17 protein-coding genes are annotated in these 18,330 nt (G+C 44.2%); 2 read left to right on the top strand and 15 right to left on the bottom strand.

What is annotated here, in order from left to right; genetic code table 11:
* Positions 1-30 precede the first annotated feature (30 nt).
* A complete protein-coding gene (locus tag H1R16_RS08400) occupies positions 31-1,023 on the bottom strand; it encodes an enolase C-terminal domain-like protein (RefSeq protein ID WP_181887025.1) in 993 nt (330 codons plus the stop codon).
* A gap of 75 nt (positions 1,024-1,098) precedes the next feature.
* Between H1R16_RS08400 and H1R16_RS08395 the strand changes: the two genes are divergently transcribed.
* On the top strand, positions 1,099-1,377 hold the full coding sequence (locus H1R16_RS08395; RefSeq protein ID WP_158063116.1) for a c-type cytochrome: 279 nt from the start codon (positions 1,099-1,101) through the stop codon (positions 1,375-1,377).
* Between the two features lie 42 nt (positions 1,378-1,419).
* Here H1R16_RS08395 and scpA read toward each other — a convergent pair whose 3' ends face one another.
* From scpA to H1R16_RS08360, 7 genes are all read right to left on the bottom strand, one after another.
* A complete protein-coding gene (gene scpA / locus H1R16_RS08390; protein WP_181887026.1) occupies positions 1,420-3,537 on the bottom strand; it encodes a methylmalonyl-CoA mutase in 2,118 nt (705 codons plus the stop codon).
* Between the two features lie 101 nt (positions 3,538-3,638).
* Positions 3,639-4,280: a thioredoxin family protein gene (locus H1R16_RS08385; RefSeq protein WP_181887027.1), complete on the bottom strand. Its 642-nt coding sequence runs from the start codon at positions 4,278-4,280 to the stop codon at positions 3,639-3,641.
* 18 nt (positions 4,281-4,298) lie between these two features.
* Positions 4,299-4,784 (bottom strand): TlpA family protein disulfide reductase, encoded by a 486-nt coding sequence (locus H1R16_RS08380; protein WP_181887028.1) that lies wholly within the window; start codon positions 4,782-4,784, stop codon positions 4,299-4,301.
* 123 nt (positions 4,785-4,907) lie between these two features.
* A complete protein-coding gene (locus tag H1R16_RS08375; protein WP_181887029.1) occupies positions 4,908-5,174 on the bottom strand; it encodes a hypothetical protein in 267 nt (88 codons plus the stop codon).
* Between the two features lie 48 nt (positions 5,175-5,222).
* On the bottom strand, positions 5,223-6,308 hold the full coding sequence (prfA, locus tag H1R16_RS08370) for a peptide chain release factor 1 (RefSeq protein ID WP_181887030.1): 1,086 nt from the start codon (positions 6,306-6,308) through the stop codon (positions 5,223-5,225).
* 198 nt (positions 6,309-6,506) lie between these two features.
* A complete protein-coding gene (locus tag H1R16_RS08365) occupies positions 6,507-6,794 on the bottom strand; it encodes a hypothetical protein (RefSeq protein WP_181887031.1) in 288 nt (95 codons plus the stop codon).
* 109 nt (positions 6,795-6,903) lie between these two features.
* Positions 6,904-8,514 carry a fumarate hydratase gene (locus H1R16_RS08360; RefSeq protein ID WP_182035755.1) on the bottom strand — a complete coding sequence of 537 codons (1,611 nt, stop codon included), beginning with the start codon at positions 8,512-8,514 and terminating at the stop codon, positions 6,904-6,906.
* Between the two features lie 160 nt (positions 8,515-8,674).
* Here H1R16_RS08360 and fumC point away from each other — a divergent pair, with 160 nt between their 5' ends.
* The gene (fumC, locus tag H1R16_RS08355; protein ID WP_181887033.1) at positions 8,675-10,057 is read left to right on the top strand and encodes a class II fumarate hydratase; all 1,383 of its coding nucleotides are present in this window, start codon (positions 8,675-8,677) and stop codon (positions 10,055-10,057) included.
* 45 nt (positions 10,058-10,102) lie between these two features.
* Here the strand turns inward: fumC and H1R16_RS08350 are convergent, their stop codons facing one another.
* The 7 genes from H1R16_RS08350 to H1R16_RS08320 all read right to left on the bottom strand — a co-directional run bounded on the left by H1R16_RS08350 (position 10,103) and on the right by H1R16_RS08320 (position 18,173).
* Complete coding sequence (locus tag H1R16_RS08350) at positions 10,103-10,561, bottom strand: heme-binding domain-containing protein (protein ID WP_181887034.1); 459 nt, start codon at positions 10,559-10,561, stop codon at positions 10,103-10,105.
* Positions 10,561-12,309 carry an Ig-like domain-containing domain gene (locus H1R16_RS08345; RefSeq protein ID WP_181887035.1) on the bottom strand — a complete coding sequence of 583 codons (1,749 nt, stop codon included), beginning with the start codon at positions 12,307-12,309 and terminating at the stop codon, positions 10,561-10,563. The genes H1R16_RS08350 and H1R16_RS08345 overlap by 1 nt, the downstream gene beginning before the upstream one ends.
* Before the next feature lie 27 nt (positions 12,310-12,336).
* Positions 12,337-13,602, bottom strand: coding sequence for a serine hydrolase domain-containing protein (locus tag H1R16_RS08340; RefSeq protein ID WP_181887036.1), 1,266 nt, complete (start codon positions 13,600-13,602; stop codon positions 12,337-12,339).
* Positions 13,603-13,767: 165 nt separating this feature from the next.
* On the bottom strand, positions 13,768-14,700 hold the full coding sequence (locus H1R16_RS08335) for an NAD(P)-dependent oxidoreductase (protein ID WP_181887037.1): 933 nt from the start codon (positions 14,698-14,700) through the stop codon (positions 13,768-13,770).
* Between the two features lie 30 nt (positions 14,701-14,730).
* On the bottom strand, positions 14,731-15,249 hold the full coding sequence (locus tag H1R16_RS08330; protein WP_181887038.1) for an acyl-CoA thioesterase: 519 nt from the start codon (positions 15,247-15,249) through the stop codon (positions 14,731-14,733).
* Positions 15,210-15,986, bottom strand: a complete 777-nt coding sequence (locus H1R16_RS08325; RefSeq protein ID WP_181887039.1) for a hypothetical protein — start codon at positions 15,984-15,986, stop codon at positions 15,210-15,212. Before H1R16_RS08325 ends, H1R16_RS08330 begins: the two co-directional genes overlap by 40 nt.
* A 78-nt stretch (positions 15,987-16,064) precedes the next feature.
* Positions 16,065-18,173 carry a TonB-dependent receptor gene (locus tag H1R16_RS08320; protein WP_181887040.1) on the bottom strand — a complete coding sequence of 703 codons (2,109 nt, stop codon included), beginning with the start codon at positions 18,171-18,173 and terminating at the stop codon, positions 16,065-16,067.
* Positions 18,174-18,330 lie beyond the last annotated feature (157 nt).

The raw sequence follows: 18,330 nt of genomic DNA, 5'->3' as shown, positions 1-18,330 counted from the left end.
CCAAAGGCTCAAATTTTACCGCCCGCTGAATTAGATCAACCGGATCCCAAGGCCGGGGGCTTCAGACAGAAGCAATTTGCCTTCAACCACCTTGCTGCCTTCAGCAAAATCATTGGAAATCAGATTCGCTCCGTCCAGATCTGCATAATCGCAAAGTCCGGCCAATGCCATACCTGCAGAAATTCCGACGGTCGATTCCGTCATGCAGCCAATCATCACCTTGAAGCCGAAACTGTGCGCTGCCGAGATCATTTCGAGGGCTGGAGTTATCCCACCCAGTTTCATCACCTTGATGTTGACACTTCGGTAATGACTGGACAAAGATTGTAAATCTTCCACGCTTTGGCAGTCTTCATCACACATCCAATGAGCGTTTTTGTTTTTGGTAAGTAGCGAAAATTGGCCTGCCGGCAGAGGCTGTTCCAGATAAGAGAAGCCTTGAGTAAGCGTTTGCGATTCCAGAAAAATGCAGTCTTCTTCAGTAAAGCTGGTGTTAGAATCAAGCGCAACCTCCTTACCACTGTCCAGCAGTTTGAAAACATTACCGCGGTCCAGTCCGTTGCATTTCACCTTGAATCTAGTCCATTTGCTGGCCTTTATCTTTTCGAATTGCTCATCAAAACCAGCGACATTTATAGTGAAGGATGACTCAGGCAAGTTGTCCTGATGCAAATCCACAACTTCAGCGAAAGTTCTGTTTTCCAGCTTACCAAAAAGGTCCCAATAAGCACAATCCAGTGCGGAACGCAGGAAAGGATGAAGTTCAAGAGTTAGCAGAAAAGAGTAAAATTCCAGCGGATGAATAATGGATAGACTGTGAAGCCTGTCTTTTACAGATTCCAGATCAAGTTTGAATTTTTGAAGATCTATATTGTAATAGTTGATGGCTACACATTCGCCAAACCCAGTTTCACCATTTGCAGAAAGTGCCACCGTAAGAGAATCGCGGTAGTCGTAATTACCGTAGGCGATTTTAAAAGTTTCCCGAAGCTGCAGCCTGTAATCATTGTAGGTGAGAGTCATGCATTAAATTTTAGGAATTATATAATTAAAGGTAGTGCTTACCATGTAATTTTGTTTGACCAAATCAAAACTATTATGAAAAAGACAATCCTAACAGCGGCGGCAGTTTCGCTTTTCATGGTCTCGTGCGCAAGAAGTAATGCGGTAACAGGACCTAAGTACACCTCTTCTGAAAAACTTTCTCAGGGAAAAACTGTCTTCGAAAACTCGTGCAATAAATGTCATAATTTACCTGAACCGACTAAACATACCGATGCGGAGTGGATTGAAACACTGAGCAGAATGGCGCCGCGTGCAAAACTTACTCCGGACCAACACCAAATGGTATATGATTATCTGATTTCCCAAAACTGAAAATTCCTCCGAATGTGGAGGAATTTCTGTTTGGGATTTATTCTAGTTAAGATACTTTTCCAGAATCTCACAGGCAGATTTCGGCAGATTGGTGCCAGGACCGAAAATGTGGTCTGCACCATTCTTGTGCAGGAATTCATAATCCTGCTGGGGAATTACGCCACCCACAACAATCCTGATATCGTCAGCACCTAATTTCTTAAGTTCTTCAACCACCTGAGGAACGAGAGTTTTATGTCCTGCGGCAAGAGAAGAAACTCCGAGGATATGGATATCGTTTTCCACAGCCTGCATGGCAACTTCGGCCGGAGTCTGGAAAAGCGGTGCAACATCAACATCAAAACCCATATCGGCAAAGGCAGTCGCTACTACCTTGGCACCCCGGTCATGACCGTCCTGACCCATTTTAACAACCATAATCCGAGGTCTCCGGCCCTGCTGGTCTTCAAACTGCTGGGTCAGAGCCAGGGCTTTTTCAAAATATTCGTTCTTTGAAGCATTCATCGCATAAACTCCCTGTATTGTTCTTATGTTTGCTTTGTAGCGCCCGTAGCTTTTCTCCATAGCATCACTCATTTCACCCAGTGTTACACGGCGGCGGGCTGCTTCGATGCATATCTCCAGAAGGTTTCCGGTTCCGCTTTCCGCTGCATTGCTTAACTTTTCCAGTATCTCATCAACATCTGCTGTGTTGCGGCTGGCTTTAATAGTATCAAGCCTTTCAATCTGTTTTCTTCTAACCTCAGAGTTGTCAATATCCAGGATTTCCAGTTCCATCTGTTTCTGCGAAGATTTAAAGGAATTTACACCTATAATGAACTCTTCACCACTGTCAATCTTTGCCTGCTTCCTGGCGGCCGCTTCCTCAATCCGCATTTTTGGAATTCCGGCTTCGATGGCTTTGGTCATACCTCCTTCTTTCTCCACCTCATCAATATACTTCATAGCTTCATCAATCATCTGCTGAGTAAGAGTCTCAACCAAATGACTGCCGCCCATTGGATCTACAACATCACAGATGCCGGTCTCCTGCTGCAGGATAATTTGAGTGTTACGGGCAATTTTTGCGGAATAGTCGGTGGGTAAAGCAATGGCTTCATCCAGTGCATTGGTATGCAGAGACTGTGTTCCGCCCAAAGCTGCTGATAGTGCCTCAATTGCAGTTCGTGTAATATTATTGAAGGGCTCCTGCTCTGTAAGGCTCCAGCCTGAAGTCTGCGAGTGTGTACGAAGCGCCAGAGATTTTTGATTTTGCGGCGAAAACTGCGTTAAAAGGTCGGCCCAGATGTAACGAGCAGCCCTCATTTTCGCAATTTCCATGAAGTGATTCATCCCAACAGCCCAGAAAAACGAAAGTCTGGGGGCAAAATCATCAACCTTCATTCCGGCCTGAATTCCGGTCCGTACATATTCCAGACCGTCTGCCAGGGTATAGGCCATTTCCAGAACCGGTGTGGCGCCGGCTTCCTGCATGTGATAGCCGGAAATAGAAATTGAGTTGAATTTCGGGATATTCTTAGCAGTATATTCAAATATATCCGCGATGATTTTCATGGAAGGAGTAGGCGGATAGATATAGGTGTTACGGACCATAAACTCCTTCAGGATGTCATTCTGGATGGTTCCTGAAAGAAGATTTTGAGAAACTCCCTGTTCTTCGGCAGCCACAATATAGAACGCAAGAATGGGCAGTACGGCTCCGTTCATTGTCATTGAAACCGAAATCTGATCCAGTGGAATCTGGTCAAAAAGGATCTTCATGTCTTCCACGGAGTCAATGGCTACACCGGCTTTTCCCACATCGCCTACTACACGCGGATGATCTGAATCATACCCACGGTGTGTTGCAAGGTCAAATGCTACAGAAAGTCCTTTCTGTCCAGCCGCAAGATTCCGGCGGTAAAATGCATTGGATTCTTCCGCAGTGGAGAATCCGGCATACTGACGTATGGTCCAGGGTTTCTGTACATACATTGTGGAATAAGGACCACGTAAATATGGAGCAGTTCCGGCCGAATATTGTTTTTCAGTAATTTTTTCTGAGTCCTGAGCAGTGTATGCCGATTTCATTTCGAGTCCGTCCTTTTCAAAAAAATAAGGAAGTTTAACATCAAAATCGGACGAAAAATCGGGGGTTTTGTTCTGAATTTCTTTGCGCATTTTGCTTGCTTTAACAGGCCATAAAGTTACTGATTTTAAAACGTTGATGAAGGAAGCAGCATGAAAAATCTCCTCTTACCCCAATCCGCGGTAAGTATTTTCTATTTTTTCACCTTAATGGTACAGCCTATCGCAACGGTTTTCTCCGTTTTAATTTTCTCCCCTTGCAGCAAACTGTTCACGGCGTCCTGAAGATAGAATTCGGAGACATCTGAGGCATCTTCGTAGTTATTGTCGATAGCACCAATATATTTTACGATGTTACGGCCCTTTTCCTTATTAAGCAAAAATACATGCGGTGTCTTGGTTGCACCGTACTGGGGGTAAATTTTCTGCCCCTCGTCCACAAGGTAAGGGAATGTAAAACCTTTTTCTATGGCGCGCTGTTTCATCTCTTCAAAACCATCTTCCGGCTGAACGGTCGCATCATTTGGATTAATTGCGATTACGGGATAACCTTTGGCTTTATACATTTTGTCCAGTGCCACGATTCGTTCTTCATACTTTTTGGCATAGGGACAGTGATTGCATGTAAATATGATGATAAAACCTTTTGCAGATTTATAATCACTGAGCGATACCATCTTGCCGTCTGTGTTTTTCAGTCTAAAGTCTGTAGCTTCGTCGCCAACTGCATAACCGGTCTTGGAAGATTTTGTAGTAAAACTTACCGCCGACTGCGACTGTGCAAAACCGGCCGCCAAAAGTAAAATACCCAATAAGAAGATTTTTAGAGATTTCATATTACTAATTATTTGCGTTTAATTTAAATGCTTACTGATTATTTCTTCGAGTTCGGGTTTAGACATCTCCCCGTTATGGAAGTGCACTTTAACCCCTTTTCTGTAAAAAATAGTTACCGGTATTTCGCCACCCCATTCGGGATCAAAACGCGGAATCCAGGTGTTCATCCGTTTGTTATCGTCCAGCAATACCACCTTCGCGGCAATATTTTTATCAGTGATAAATTTCTTAACCCTTTCCATGTCCCTGGTTCTGTCCAAGGTGACCAAAAGCATTTTGAATCCTGGATTGGACTCATATTTACGGTTTACTTCCATAAAATCGGGTAACTCTTTCACGCAGGGAGCACAGGTGGTAGCCCAGAAATTAACGACCAGCAAGTCAGCCGGCATTTCCGCAATCCTATTCTCCAGTTCTTCAAATTTAAGCTGAGGTATGATTTCCTGCTGTGCCTGAACTTGTGCCAGGAATATTATATATAGGAATAAAAGGTACTTTTTCATACTCAAAATTAAGGATTAAGTTAAATATATTCCTAATTAGAAATACAGCAGATAGATCTGAATTTTTTGCACAAAAAAAGCCTTCCCGGTTGGGAAGACTTTAATTCATATTGGTAAAAGTGATTATTTAGTTACATCACCATCACCGTCGGTAGCTTCCTGAGCGCCTTCTTTCACGTTCTGAGCACCATCTTCAATAGCATCACCGGTAGCATCTAATGCGCCTCCAACAGCCGTTGAATCAGACATAACCGGCATAGAATCCGCATCTACGATAACTACAGCATCAGTAGAATCTGCGTTCACATCTGTAGCAGTAGTTTCCGTTTTCTTACATGAGATTAGAGTCACTGCGGCAAATGCAGCCGCCATAAAGATTGATTTTTTCATATTTTAAATATTTTAATGTGCGCTAATATAGGACATCTGAATTAAATATTAATAATTTTCCTCCTCACCTTTCATTTTTTCCGCATTTTCGGCCATGATAACTGCATCAATCATCTCCTGAATATCGCCGTTCATATAGGCATCCAGATTATAGATGGATTTGTTGATGCGGTGGTCTGTAACCCTGCCCTGGGAGTAATTATACGTTTTAATTTTCGCCGATCTGTCACCAGTTGATACCATTGTTTTACGCTGCGCAGCAATATCTCCAGTTACCCTCTGCAGTTCAATATCATACAGTTTTGTACGAAGCATTTCCATTGCAAGTTCGCGGTTGGCCAGCTGGGAACGTGCCTGCTGGCACACCACTACCATTCCGCTGGGTTTGTGGGTAAGCTGTACCTTGGTTTCTACCTTGTTTACGTTCTGTCCGCCGGCACCACCTGAACGCGAGGTCTGCATTTCGATATCTGCGGGATTCAGTTCAAAATCCACTTCTTCTGCTTCAGGTAATACGGCTACCGTAATAGCGGAGGTGTGAACCCTTCCCTGAGACTCCGTTTCAGGAACACGCTGTACCCTGTGCACCCCGGATTCAAACTTCATAATACCATATACACCATCGCCTTCTACCTTAAGTATAAGTTCTTTGTATCCTTTGGATGCTTCACTTGCATCTGTAATTTCGTGCTTCCAGCCCTTTGCTTTAAAGAACATGGAATAGGCGCGGTACACATCTTCTACAAAAATCGCGGCTTCATCTCCTCCCGTTCCTGCACGCAGTTCTATGATTACGTTTTTATCATCCGCAGGATCCTTTGGAATAAGAAGTACCTTAAGTTCCTCCTCCAGACCGGGAATCTTCTCAATGGCTTCATTCTTCTCCATCTTGGCCATTTCCACAAACTCCCTGTCTGATCCATCGGCAATGATCTCGTCCGACTCCTCTATAGTTGTGAGCGCCTGCTTATATTTATCGAAAACAGTAACAATCTTACCAAGATCGCTGTATTCTTTGTTTAGGGCGGAATATTTCTTCTGGTCGGAAATTACATCAGGCTGGATAATAAGGTCGGCAACTTCGTTATAGCGCTGCTTAATAGCTTCCAGCTTGGGGATTAGGGATTTGGACATTTCTGAGAATTTGTGAGGGCAAAGATAAGGAAAATGAGAGAAAATGTATTGCGGAGGGAAAGTCAGAGCATGGGCAATTCCGAAGACCACACTTTTCAGCAAAAAAAATCAGTCCCTGCGAACAGAGACTGAACATATATATGATTTTGCTTTGTAACCGCTATTTCCCGGGTTTGTGGGGAAAAGCGATGACATCAACTAGTGATGACCGTGACCGTCGTTGTGGTGAATGAAAGGTCCGTTTCCTTTCGGGTTACTGTAAATAACTTCAGCACCCTGTTCTACTACAGTTTTCCTCCGAACATCTTCCGGATCAAAAGGTGCTGTTTTACCAAAATACTCCTTCAGGCCGGAAGTAAGCCACATCGGGATTACTACACCGAAAAACATGATAATGCACCAGAATCCTACCAGCAACATAAATACAAAAAATACGAACCAAAAGAACTGGTAGCCTGGCCAGAATGAAGATAATAGTAATAACATCGATTTCAGATTTTGAGCAAAATTAAATTAATTTAGTTGATAATAAAAGTTTTCACTGTACTTTTTAGACGCAGACCCTCAATTATAACCTCTGTTTCCCTGGAATTTTTTAGCTGCCTATAGATTCAAAGAAGTCATTCCCTTTGTCATCGGATATAATAAAAGCCGGGAAGTTTTCAATTTCAATCTTACGAACGGCTTCCATTCCTAATTCTTCGAAATCTACAATCTCCACCGATTTAATATTCTCCTTAGCAAGGATTGCGGCGGGACCACCTACAGAACCCAGGTAAAACCCACCATACTTTGCACAGGCGTTGGTCACTTCTTTAGATCTGTTTCCTTTGGCCAGCATTATCATAGAGCCGCCCAAACTCTGGAATTCATCCACATAAACATCCATTCTGCCCGCTGTTGTAGGTCCGAAACTTCCGGAGGCCATTCCGTCCGGGTGCGTTTTAGCAGGTCCGGCGTAGTACACAGGATGATTCTTGAAATATTCAGGCATTGGCTGTCCGCTGTCTATAAGTTCCTTAATCTTTGCATGTGCAATATCACGCGCTACGATCAGTGTTCCATTCAGGCTCAAACGGGTTTTGATGGGATATTGTGAGAGTTCTGCCAGGATTTCCGGCATCGGTCTGTTCAGGTTAATCTGTACGGCAGCCTCCAGGTGAGGTGCGGTTTCCGGCAAAAATCTTTTAGGATCTGTTTCCAGTTGCTCCAGGAAGATGCCCTCGCGGTTGATGAACCCCTTGATGTTACGGTCAGCAGAACAGGAAACACCCATTCCTACCGGGCAGGAAGCAGCATGTCTCGGTAAGCGGATTACGCGAACGTCATGGGTAAGGTACTTACCGCCGAACTGCGCTCCGATGGAGGTTTCCTGACAGATTTCCTGAACGCGGCGCTCCCATTCCAGATCGCGGAAGGCCTGGCCACCCATGTTTCCTTCGGTTGGCAGATGGTCATAATAACCGGCACTGGCTTTTTTCACTGCCGCAAGGTTCGCTTCAGCAGAAGTTCCCCCGATTACCAGCGCCAGGTGATACGGTGGGCAGGCAGCGGTACCAAGATCCATGATGCGCTCACGAACAAAAGCTTCGAGAGCTTTATCATTAAGCAAAGATTTGGTTTTCTGATAAAGGAAAGTCTTGTTTGCAGAACCACCGCCTTTTGCCAAAAATAGAAATTTGTATTCCTCGCCCTTAGTTGCATAGATATCGATTTGGGCCGGAAGATTGGTCCCCGAATTCTTCTCTTCAAACATGGATAAAGGTACGACCTGTGAAAAACGCAGGTTTCTGCTTTGGTAAGTATTGTAAATACCGCGCGAAATCCATTCCGCGTCGTCAGCTCCTGTATAAACATTATCCCCTTTTTTCGCCACACAGATTGCTGTACCTGTATCCTGACATGACGGCAGGGCCCCCTCCACAGCAACAGCAGCGTTCTGCAGCAGGTTATAGGCAACGAAACGGTCGTTATCCGTGGCTTCCGGATCGTCTATAATATTCCGGAGTTTCTGCAGGTGCGAAGACCTAAGCATAAAAGAAACATCAGCCAAGGCATTTTCTGCCAGAAGCTCGAGCGCTTTAGGATCTACCGACAGGATTTCACGTCCGCCCAGGTAATCTATTTTTAAATATTCTGAACTGAGTTTTCTATATTTAGTATCGTCCTTTAGTATAGGATAAGGTTCCTGATATTGAAATTCCATAGCTTAAGTTTGGTGGTGCAAAATTAGTGAAAATTAAGGGGATGAAAAACTGATATTATGCAGGCCTAACGGCAATTACTAACAGCGAAAGTAAAGTTTTAGATGAGAGGATCCGCACTTCAATTATAAAATAGTTAACTTTAATCTCAAAATATCTAAAATGAATTACAGAACCGAAAAAGATACGATGGGTGAGGTTCAGGTGCCGGCAGATAAGTTCTGGGGCGCACAGACCGAACGTTCGAGAAATAACTTTAAAATTGGTCCGGAAGGCTCCATGCCGGCCGAGATTATCGAAGCATTTGCCTATCTTAAGAAGGCGGCAGCTTATGCAAATGCGGATCTGGGTGTACTTTCGGGGGAGAAACGGGATCATATAGCTCAGGCCTGTGATGAGATTCTTGAGGGCAAACTGGACGATCAGTTCCCGCTGGTTATTTGGCAAACAGGTTCCGGCACTCAGAGTAATATGAATATGAACGAAGTGATTTCCAACCGTGCGAATGTAAACAGTGGCGGAAAGCTGGGCGAAAAATCAGTCATTCACCCTAATGATGATGTAAATAAATCACAAAGCTCCAATGACACCTTTCCGACTGCGATGCACATCGCCGCTTACAAAAAAGTGGTAGAACACACCTTGCCGGCAGTTGAAATTCTTCGCGATACGCTGCTCACAAAAAGCAATGAATTCAAAGATATTGTTAAAATAGGCCGTACGCATCTGATGGATGCCACACCTTTAACACTTGGTCAGGAATTCTCCGGTTACGCAGCTCAGTTGGATTATGCGATGAAGTCAATAACACATACGCTGGATCATCTGCAGGAACTGGCGCTGGGCGGAACTGCCGTAGGTACAGGATTAAACACGCCGGAAGGTTATGATGTCCTGGTGGCAAAGTATATTTCGGAATTTACAGGACTGCCTTTTGTTACTGCACCGAACAAATTTGAAGCGCTAGCTGCGCACGACGCGATTGTGGAAAGCCACGGAGCTCTTAAGCAGCTTGCAGTAGCACTCTTTAAGATCGCACAGGATATCCGGATGCTGGCTTCCGGTCCCCGCAGCGGAATTGGCGAACTATTCATCCCGGAAAATGAACCCGGCTCCTCAATTATGCCCGGTAAAGTGAACCCCACGCAGAATGAAGCATTAACAATGGTTTGCGCACAGGTTCTGGGAAACGATACTTCCATTTCGTTTGCCGGCACGCAGGGAAATTATGAGCTGAATGTCTTCAAACCGCTGATGGCCTATAACTTCCTGCAGTCTGCACAGTTGCTGGGAGATGCGTGCATATCCTTTAATGACCACTGTGCGGTTGGAATTGAACCCAACCTGCCACGCATAAAAGAACTGGTGGACAAAAGCTTAATGCTGGTAACGGCCCTCAATACTCATATTGGTTATGAAAATGCGGCAAAAATTGCAAAGACGGCTCATATCAACGGCACAACGCTGAAGGAGGAAGCAGTGAACCTTGGCTTACTGACCGCTGAACAGTTTGACGAATGGGTAAAACCGGAAAATATGATTTAACCGCACGAAATACTAACATATAAACGCTTTCGGAAAAGGGAGCGTTTATTTATTCTGGGCTTCGGACAGCGACTTAAAATAGGCAGCCAACATTTTACGGGCTTCAGGCGTAAGCGCTGCTTCTTCGTGATAAGATACATAAACAGGCAAAGGCATCTTTCGGTCCTCCAGTACGCGAACTGTTTTATCAAGAATCCCCTGCTTCTGCTCCTTATTGTAGCCACCCCATTCTGAAAAATTCAAATGCTTCCTGGCCTTATTTACATGATGCTTTACAGACCATGAGAAAGGCGCGATGTATGAGTACTGCGGATAGCGTGTTTCGTTGGAATGGCAGTCATAACACGATCTTTTCAGAACCGTTTCCACTTCAGAAGGCGTATCCATCACCCTCACAAAATCCAAATTCGGATCTACCGGTATATTGGTCCGGTCAACCGGAATGAACTGTATCAGGACCAACACAGCTACGATATACAGGAAAATTTTAAGAGCCTTCTTCATCAGTTTCTTTCCAGGGTTCTTGCCGGTCTTGTGGAAGGTACATTTCCGCGGATATCCGGAGTGCGGACCGGTTCTTCGGTATTGGCAGGTGTAGCCTGCGGCGTAGTTGATTCCGGTTTTATAGGGTCAAGTTTTCGCGTATCCTTCAGATCCCAGTCTTCCACCAGTTCCCAAAGCGGACGGATATTTACTTTCTTGTAGAAAATATATGCGTCCTCGGCAAACTGCTGATTCAGGAAATCGGCTTCATCCCAATGACCGTTACCATTATTATCTACTAAAATACGTACAAAATATTCGCCAGGCTTCACTATATTAAATTTCACCTCAGCAGCATCTGTAAAAGTGGTGTACTGTACTTTTTCTGATGAGTCCAGCAGCTGAATCCAGTAACGTGAATCAGGTTTATTGGTAAGGCGGGCCGTAAAGCTGCCATAATTCTGAACTTTATCTGCTTCAAAATCGAAACGGTAAGGTTTTGCGGTAGCTTCATAAAAAGAAGAGACCGTTTTGCTTGGGATGGTTAGCTGGTATTTATTGCCCTCCACAAATCCGGCATTAACCAGGATCTGGTAAGGGTTTGTCTCAGAAATTCTGGCAGTAAACGGTACTGCAGTAAGACTGTCTATGGTAAGAGTCCATTTTTCAGGCTGAATTCTGTCCACTATATAGTTACTGGTCACCCTGAAGTCGGTTCGTGGTGGTAACAGCGCTCCCTCGGTATTTGAAATGGTCATTTCATTTGTCGCGTCTCTTTTGTAAAACAACGATACCGTATCCTGTTTACCCTGGGCATCATAGCTTAATCTCAGATTCTCACTTACATCAGTTCCAATATTCTGTCTAACTGCATCAAACCAAATCTTCACACTGTCGGATTTCGGACGGTGAGTTACTCTGAAATCTCTCAGCTTTTCTGAAACCGAACGGACTTCCACGCTCTGTGGATTTCCTTCGAAAAGCATCAGCACACCTCCGGGCATTTCCTTCATTTCCTGATAGCGGAATGATTTCTTCGACGGAAAGAGACTGATAGGCAATCCGGAAACCGAATTCTCAACAACCACAGGCTCTTTAAGGAAGCCCACCTTCTCTTTTCCAGGATCATACACAGAGTTCGAATTCTCATCTTCAAAAGCAAGAATTCGATAGGTACCCGGCGACAGGTAATTAAGTTCATAATAACCGTCCTCATCCACCCTTGTAATATAATAGGGCTTCTGGCGGTAATCCATTGAATCCTTTGCCTGGTACAGACCAACCACCCTGCTTATCTTGGCTGGTGTAGCTTTAATCTGAAGCGCCTCTGTAACTTCACCACTAATATAAAGGTCGTCAATTTTCTCGCCTGTTGAAAATGCATAGTTATAATAAGGGAGCATGTTCCCTTCGTTATGATCCTGAATGGAACTTCCGAAATTAAAACTGTAGGTAGTATTTGCCTGAAGCGTATCTTCCCATTGAATCACTATTTCTTTAGTGGCAAGACTGGAAGGCAGGATCCTTTTAATTTTCTTAAGTGGGGGCGAGATAATGAGGTTCTTGCTTGCATCCTTGAGGGTAATGTACTCGTCAAAAGATATCCGAAGTTCCTTCAGGTCCCTGGGAACATTCACTCTTGGGGTATCTATATTTGAGCCCATGACACGTGGGGCAATGGTGTCCCGCTCTCCTCCTACAGGCGAACCCACTCTGGCGCAGGAAAATAACAGCAAAACTGTCAGTATAAGGAAAAAAGGCTTCAGCATTTATTGATTTTGTGCAAATTTAAAGATTTATCCGCCATTTATACCTGCAGAATCTTCCTCACTTCCGGAAGAAGCTGCGGAACCCTTCTTCAGAGTATTCTTTAAGCGGTCCACTTCAATTGGATACTGGTCGAACAGGGCGGCCAGCGACAGTGCTGTGTAGGGCTGACGGGAAAACTTATTACCAATAGCCACAATAGTCACATTGGAACCCAGCAGATGAGCAAATACCGAATTGGTCCCATGCCACCAACCGGTGTGAAAGGTAAGCTTGTTGCCGTTATCATAAACCTTCATACGGAAACCGATACCGTAATTGTTGATGCCCGCACGCTCGTTACTGTAAGGTTCAAAAACCATATCCTTCAGGTCTTTTCTCAGGAAATTTTCAGCGTACATAGCCCGGGAAAAATTAAGCAGGTCACGTGGTGTGGTATACACATTCTTATCGCCATAAATTAAATCCAGACGGTCATACGGATATACTTTCGGACCTCGGTTATAGAATGATTTGGAAGCGGTAAGGGTATCTTTCTCCTGAAAAATAAATGAATTCTTCATCTTCAGGGGTTTAAAGACCATCTGTTCCATTGCTGCGGGGAACGGGGTAGCAGTAACTTTCTCTACCAGTAAGGCCAGCACGGCAAAGTTAGTATTACAGTACATGAAGCCGGTGTTTGGGCTTCGGGCAGCTTCAGGCTTATGACGGATCATAAGATTCAGGATGTCCTGATTAGTGAGATATTTTTTGCTGAGTTCCGCCGGCTTTGGTTCTATTTTCTCAATAAAATACTCGTATTTTGGTAAGCCGCTACGCTGCGTAAGCAGAGACTGAACAGTAACGCCGGGATAAGGTAAATCTGGAAAGTACTTGGTTATTTCATCGTCCAGCTTTAGTTTTCCGGCCTCCACAAGCTTCATTACTGCCATAGCCGTTATGGTTTTGCTGATGGATGCTACGTGCAAAGGTGTGGATTGGGTAATCGGTTCCTGTTTGTTGTCCTGTGCAAATCCACGGTAACCTTCAAAGAGAATATCGTCGCCTTTGGCTATAAGGAATCCGCCCCAAAGGTCGCCACCTTCCCATACTGTATTATAATAATTCTGAATAACGGCGTCAATAGAATCACCATTTGCCTGCTTGCTGTCCTTACGGCTAAATACTTCATTCAGCTTAACATTTCCGAAATTAGGCAGGTGTGTTTCTGGCTCTTTCTGGAAAATTTCCAGCTCCTTCTTACAGGAGCCCAGCAACATCAGACACATTAAGCCAAGCCAAAATCCTTTTCTCATTATCTTCTTTACAAAATGAGCGGCAATTTAGCAAAAAGCAAAGCCCTGAAGGCGGACCCGAAGGAACATTATGATTACTTTAACAAAAGAACATTACAAAATCGGCAACCTACTGTTATATAATTTTAACAATAAGCGGTGAGTAAGGGCTGAACTATCAGGTACTCAGGATGCAAACTCTGCCACAATCTTGTCTACAATTACCTGAGCGAGTTTTTCCTTACTTTGGTGAGTCCAGCCGGCAATATGGGGAGTAACAATAACCTTTTCGGACTGAAGAAGATATTTAAGGTCATCACTTTCGGAATCCAGTTTTTCAAAAGAAGGTTTTTCAAACTCAAGAACATCCAGTGCGGCACCTATTATCTTACCCGATTTTAAACCACGAACTAAAGCTTTCGTTTTAACATTCTTACCTCTTGATGCATTGATGAGGTAGAAATCCTTAGCCATCCCATTAATGAAAACCTCATCCACAAGGTAATGAGTTTCCTCCGTAAGCGGAATATGGAGGCTGATAATGTCTGCAGTGCCCATTAACTTGTCAAGATTAACCGCAGAAGCGAACGCATCCCCAAGATCAGGTTTTATATCGTAAAATATTGCATTCAGTGAGAAACCGGAAAGTCTTCGGGCGACTGCTTTTCCCATATTTCCGTATCCAATGATACCGAACGTTTTCCCGGTGAGTTCATCGCCCCGGTTTTCCTCCCTTCTCCAAAGTCCCTGCTTCACTTCTTCAGCAGATACAAAGAGACGGTTGGTCAGTACCAGCAGCATCCCTAATACATGTTCGGCCACAGCATCGCGGTTCCCTTCCGGCGAGCTGATGACGGAGACACCAAATTCGGCGGCAGCTTCCAGGTCAATATTTTCCAGTCCGGCACCTACGCGGGCAATAAATTTTAGATTTCCGGCTTTTTGGATGAAGTTCCGGTCCATTGGGACGCGACTGCGGATGATGATCCCTTCATAAGGCTCAATAATATCCAGAAGCTGGGCATAAGTGCTGCTGAAGTCATCATCAATAACAAAACCCTTTTCCGAAAGCTGCTGTTTGATCAGCGGATGATTTTTGTCAAGCTGCAGTATTCTCATTAATCAGCAAATTGGAGAGGAAGACCAGGATTATCCCTGGCCAAACAGTTTTTTAAGCTCTACAGAATCAGCGGGTTTCATACGTCCGGAAAGAATGAGCGAAAGTTCCTTTCTGCGCAGGGCCGCATCGTAACGTGAAATTTCCTGTTCGGTTTCAGGTTCCATATTAGGAATCGGAATCGGACGGTTAAATTCGTCTACAGCCACGAAAGTATAAATGCCTTCGTTCGTATGAATTTTTTTCTGGTTAATGGGATCGTCCAGCCAAACATCAACATAGATCTCCATCGAGGTAGAGAATGCACGTGAAACTTTCGATTCCAAAACTACAATACCGCCCTCCGGAATGGGATGATTAAAAGAAACGTGGTTTACCGATGCGGTAACCACACGTCTTTCGCAATGACGTGCAGCTGAAATGGAGGCACAGCGGTCCATCTTTGCCAGCAGTTCACCTCCAAAAAGGTTGCGTAGCGAATTGGTTTCGTTCGGCAGAACGATATTGGTCATTACCGTGAGTGATTCCCTTGCTTTTTTGGTTTGCGCCATTTTTTTGTAGTGTTTTTCTTTGATTTCCAGGTTTTCGGTGCCACCGGAACCGCTGCTGTTGTATTATTTGAATCGGCTATTGCGGAATCTACTTTCATAGAATTGACCGTATCTTTCCTTGCGGCAACAATTTTTACGGTGTCCTTCATGGTTTCCAACGACGCAGGTGTAAATGACTTTCTGCCAAAAAGCATCTCAGGTTGGGTGACACCAAAATAAGCCAGGGCGCCTATCGGCAGAGCTAACAAAAGGAGCCACACCCAACTTTTCACCAATGAATATTCTTTCCTTTCCGAAGTAGTTACAGACTTGCCCCTACTTTTCCCTAACTCAACAAGATTAATTTCCTCAAGTCCGTAGAAGTCTGAATGATCACCTTCCACTCTGTTTCCCTCGAAGTGAACGGAATCTGCAGAAATTTTGAAAATACCCAATCCTCCAACGGTGAAGTTTTCACCTTCGTTGATCTTGTTTTTCCAGAACGTGATCTGGGATTTAATTTCTTCCGCAGCCTTTGCAGCAGTTAAGCCTTTCTGTTCGGCCACGAAGTATTCGAAATCCGGACCTTGAGCTTCATAATCCGGTTTATAGGTGATCTTTTGCGCAGGTGGCAGCAGCGTTTTATGTTCCGGGTTAAGGACAGCAGCCGCATTTTCCAGCAGGAAGTCACCAAAGCCCGTTAAAGTAGCTTTATGCCTGACCTTCAGATATTCGAGAATAAGTGCAGAAATATTCATGAGTCCGCAAATTTAGGATTTTTTCGGCGAAAAAAATTTCCGCCGAATCAAAATCCACCGATGGTGATCTAAACCTAGTTACTTCTTCAATAATACCGAAATCCCAAACATGAAATTTATACCGGCCTGCGAGAAATAATAAGGTGAAGCGTCATCAACATAACCATTATTCACATATTTACGGTCCAGAATATTATTTACAAGAAGTTTGAAATCCAGATCGGTTTTTTTCAGGTTCAGAATATATCTGGCGTTAAAATCGGTAAGCAGATAATCTTCCAGCTGCAGCTCCGCAGTATTTGTATTGTCCAGAAACTGCCGGCCAACATACTGGTTCTGCAGACCCAAACTGAAGTTTTTGAGAGGAGTATAATTTACCATAAGATTACCAATTAAACCCGGGGAAAATGAGATAGGTGTATCCCCCAGGTCCTGTATTCCGCTGGCATCTTCAATAATAAAGTTGCGGTTGCGGTTTCGGCTTATATTCAGATTACCGGATACGTTCCAGTTTTCGGAGAGTTTTGCCGCGGCTCCCAGTTCAATCCCGGTTCTGTAACTCTCTCCGCTGTTTTCGCGGATAAACTCACCAATATCATTAATTTTACCGTTCAGTACCAGCTGATTGCGGTAGTTCATAAAATACAGATTGGCAGTAAGCATAACATTACCCAGGGTTTTTTCCATTCCTGCCTCAAAATCATGAAGTTTTTCCGGCTGGGTTTCAGTATTGGCAAAAAGGTCATCGCGGTTGGGCTCGCGTTGTGCATGAGCGTAGGATAAGAAGATTTTTCCCGAATCAATGAGGTAATTCAAACCGAATTTAGGATTGAAGAATAGCCACTCCTTACTCAGGTTCATGCCTTCATCATCGCCCTCCATGATTACTGACGTATTGTAGGAAATGTTCCTGAGCTGCAAATCGCCAAAAATTTCAAACTTATTAAGTCGGTAGATGGCTTTTGCAAAACCTGCAAGTTCATCCTTAACCCCATTATTGCGGTAATATTCGTGTGAGGAAATAGCTGGAACATACACATCAGACACCTGACCGAAATGTTTACCAAAATAGTGGTTTGCAACAAGGCCAAAGTTCAGATCCAGATTGTCAAACTTACCGTAAAGCGTACTTACCCCACCATAGAAATCATTGTCCAGCCACTTTTTTCGTATAAAATCCGAATACGCGCCAGCAACTTGGTCAGACAGGTTATATTTTGAATAAGCCGCGCCCTGTTTATAGTTTTCATAGAAGCCTTTACCCTTGGTATAGTGCAGTGTGGTTTCCAGCTTCCACTGAGGACTGATACGCTGATTCCACAACAGCTGATAATGGTTTTGGCGGTAATTATCGGTTTCATTATCATAAAAACCTATTATGTTTTCCCAATCAGAATCATAAATAGCTCCTGAGAAGTTTGAACGGGGCGCCGTCAGCCAGGTTTCGCGGTCAATGCCGTTCCACGCCTGATAGGTTTTTTCCCTGCCGCCAAATGCGAGGAATCTCACAGAGGTATTTCCCTCCTCAAAAAGTGCACTCAGATTATAAGACTGAAGGTCAGCTGAAGCTCTGTCTATATAACCGTCCGAATGTATGCCTGTATACCTACCCATCAAACTCAGGCGGTTGTTCCAGAATTTCCCCGAGCCCACCTCAGCTGAATATTTATAGGTATTGAAGGAACCGTAGGAATTATCTGAACGGACATAAAACTCCTCCGCGGGATCTTTTGAAATTACGTTCACCGTGGCTCCAAATGCCGAGACACCGTTCGATGAGGTTCCCACTCCGCGCTGAATAATGATTTGAGAGGCCGAACTGGTAAGGTCGGGCACATTGACAAAAAAGGTCCCCTGCGATTCCGAATCGTTATACGGCACGCCGTTCATCATTACATTGATGCCGCTTCCGCCCACGCCACGAATCCGGAATCCGGTATAGCCTATGCCATTACCTGCGTCGGAGGTTGCCACCACGGAAGTTTGATTTTTGAGGAGAACCGGAAGGTCCTGACCGAGGTTTTTGTGGTCCAGGTCCTTCGCCACGTTTACAATTTCACGTGCTACAGGCAGACGTTTTGTGAAAGTTACACTTTGAATTTCCTGAATTTTTGCCGTGTCTTTCGGCATAGATTGCGCAAAATAGAGAGGACCTGCACAAAGTCCTAAAATAACAAATCCTTTCATTCTTTTAATTTTTAGATTAATTGAATAAAAGGGGACGTAAAAAATTATACAATAAAAGATCCGAAGATCACTCCCTAAACAGCATTACCTGTTCCAGGTTCATTGGGTATAATCTCAGCTTTTTACAGCACCCCTTAAACTTAATGGCGCGAAAATA

It is taken from the genome of Marnyiella aurantia, from assembly GCF_014041915.1.
GTDB classification, from domain to species: domain Bacteria; phylum Bacteroidota; class Bacteroidia; order Flavobacteriales; family Weeksellaceae; genus Marnyiella; species Marnyiella aurantia.
The sequence above is the reverse complement of the archived record's forward strand: the minus strand, read 5'-3'. Positions and strand labels throughout refer to the sequence as shown.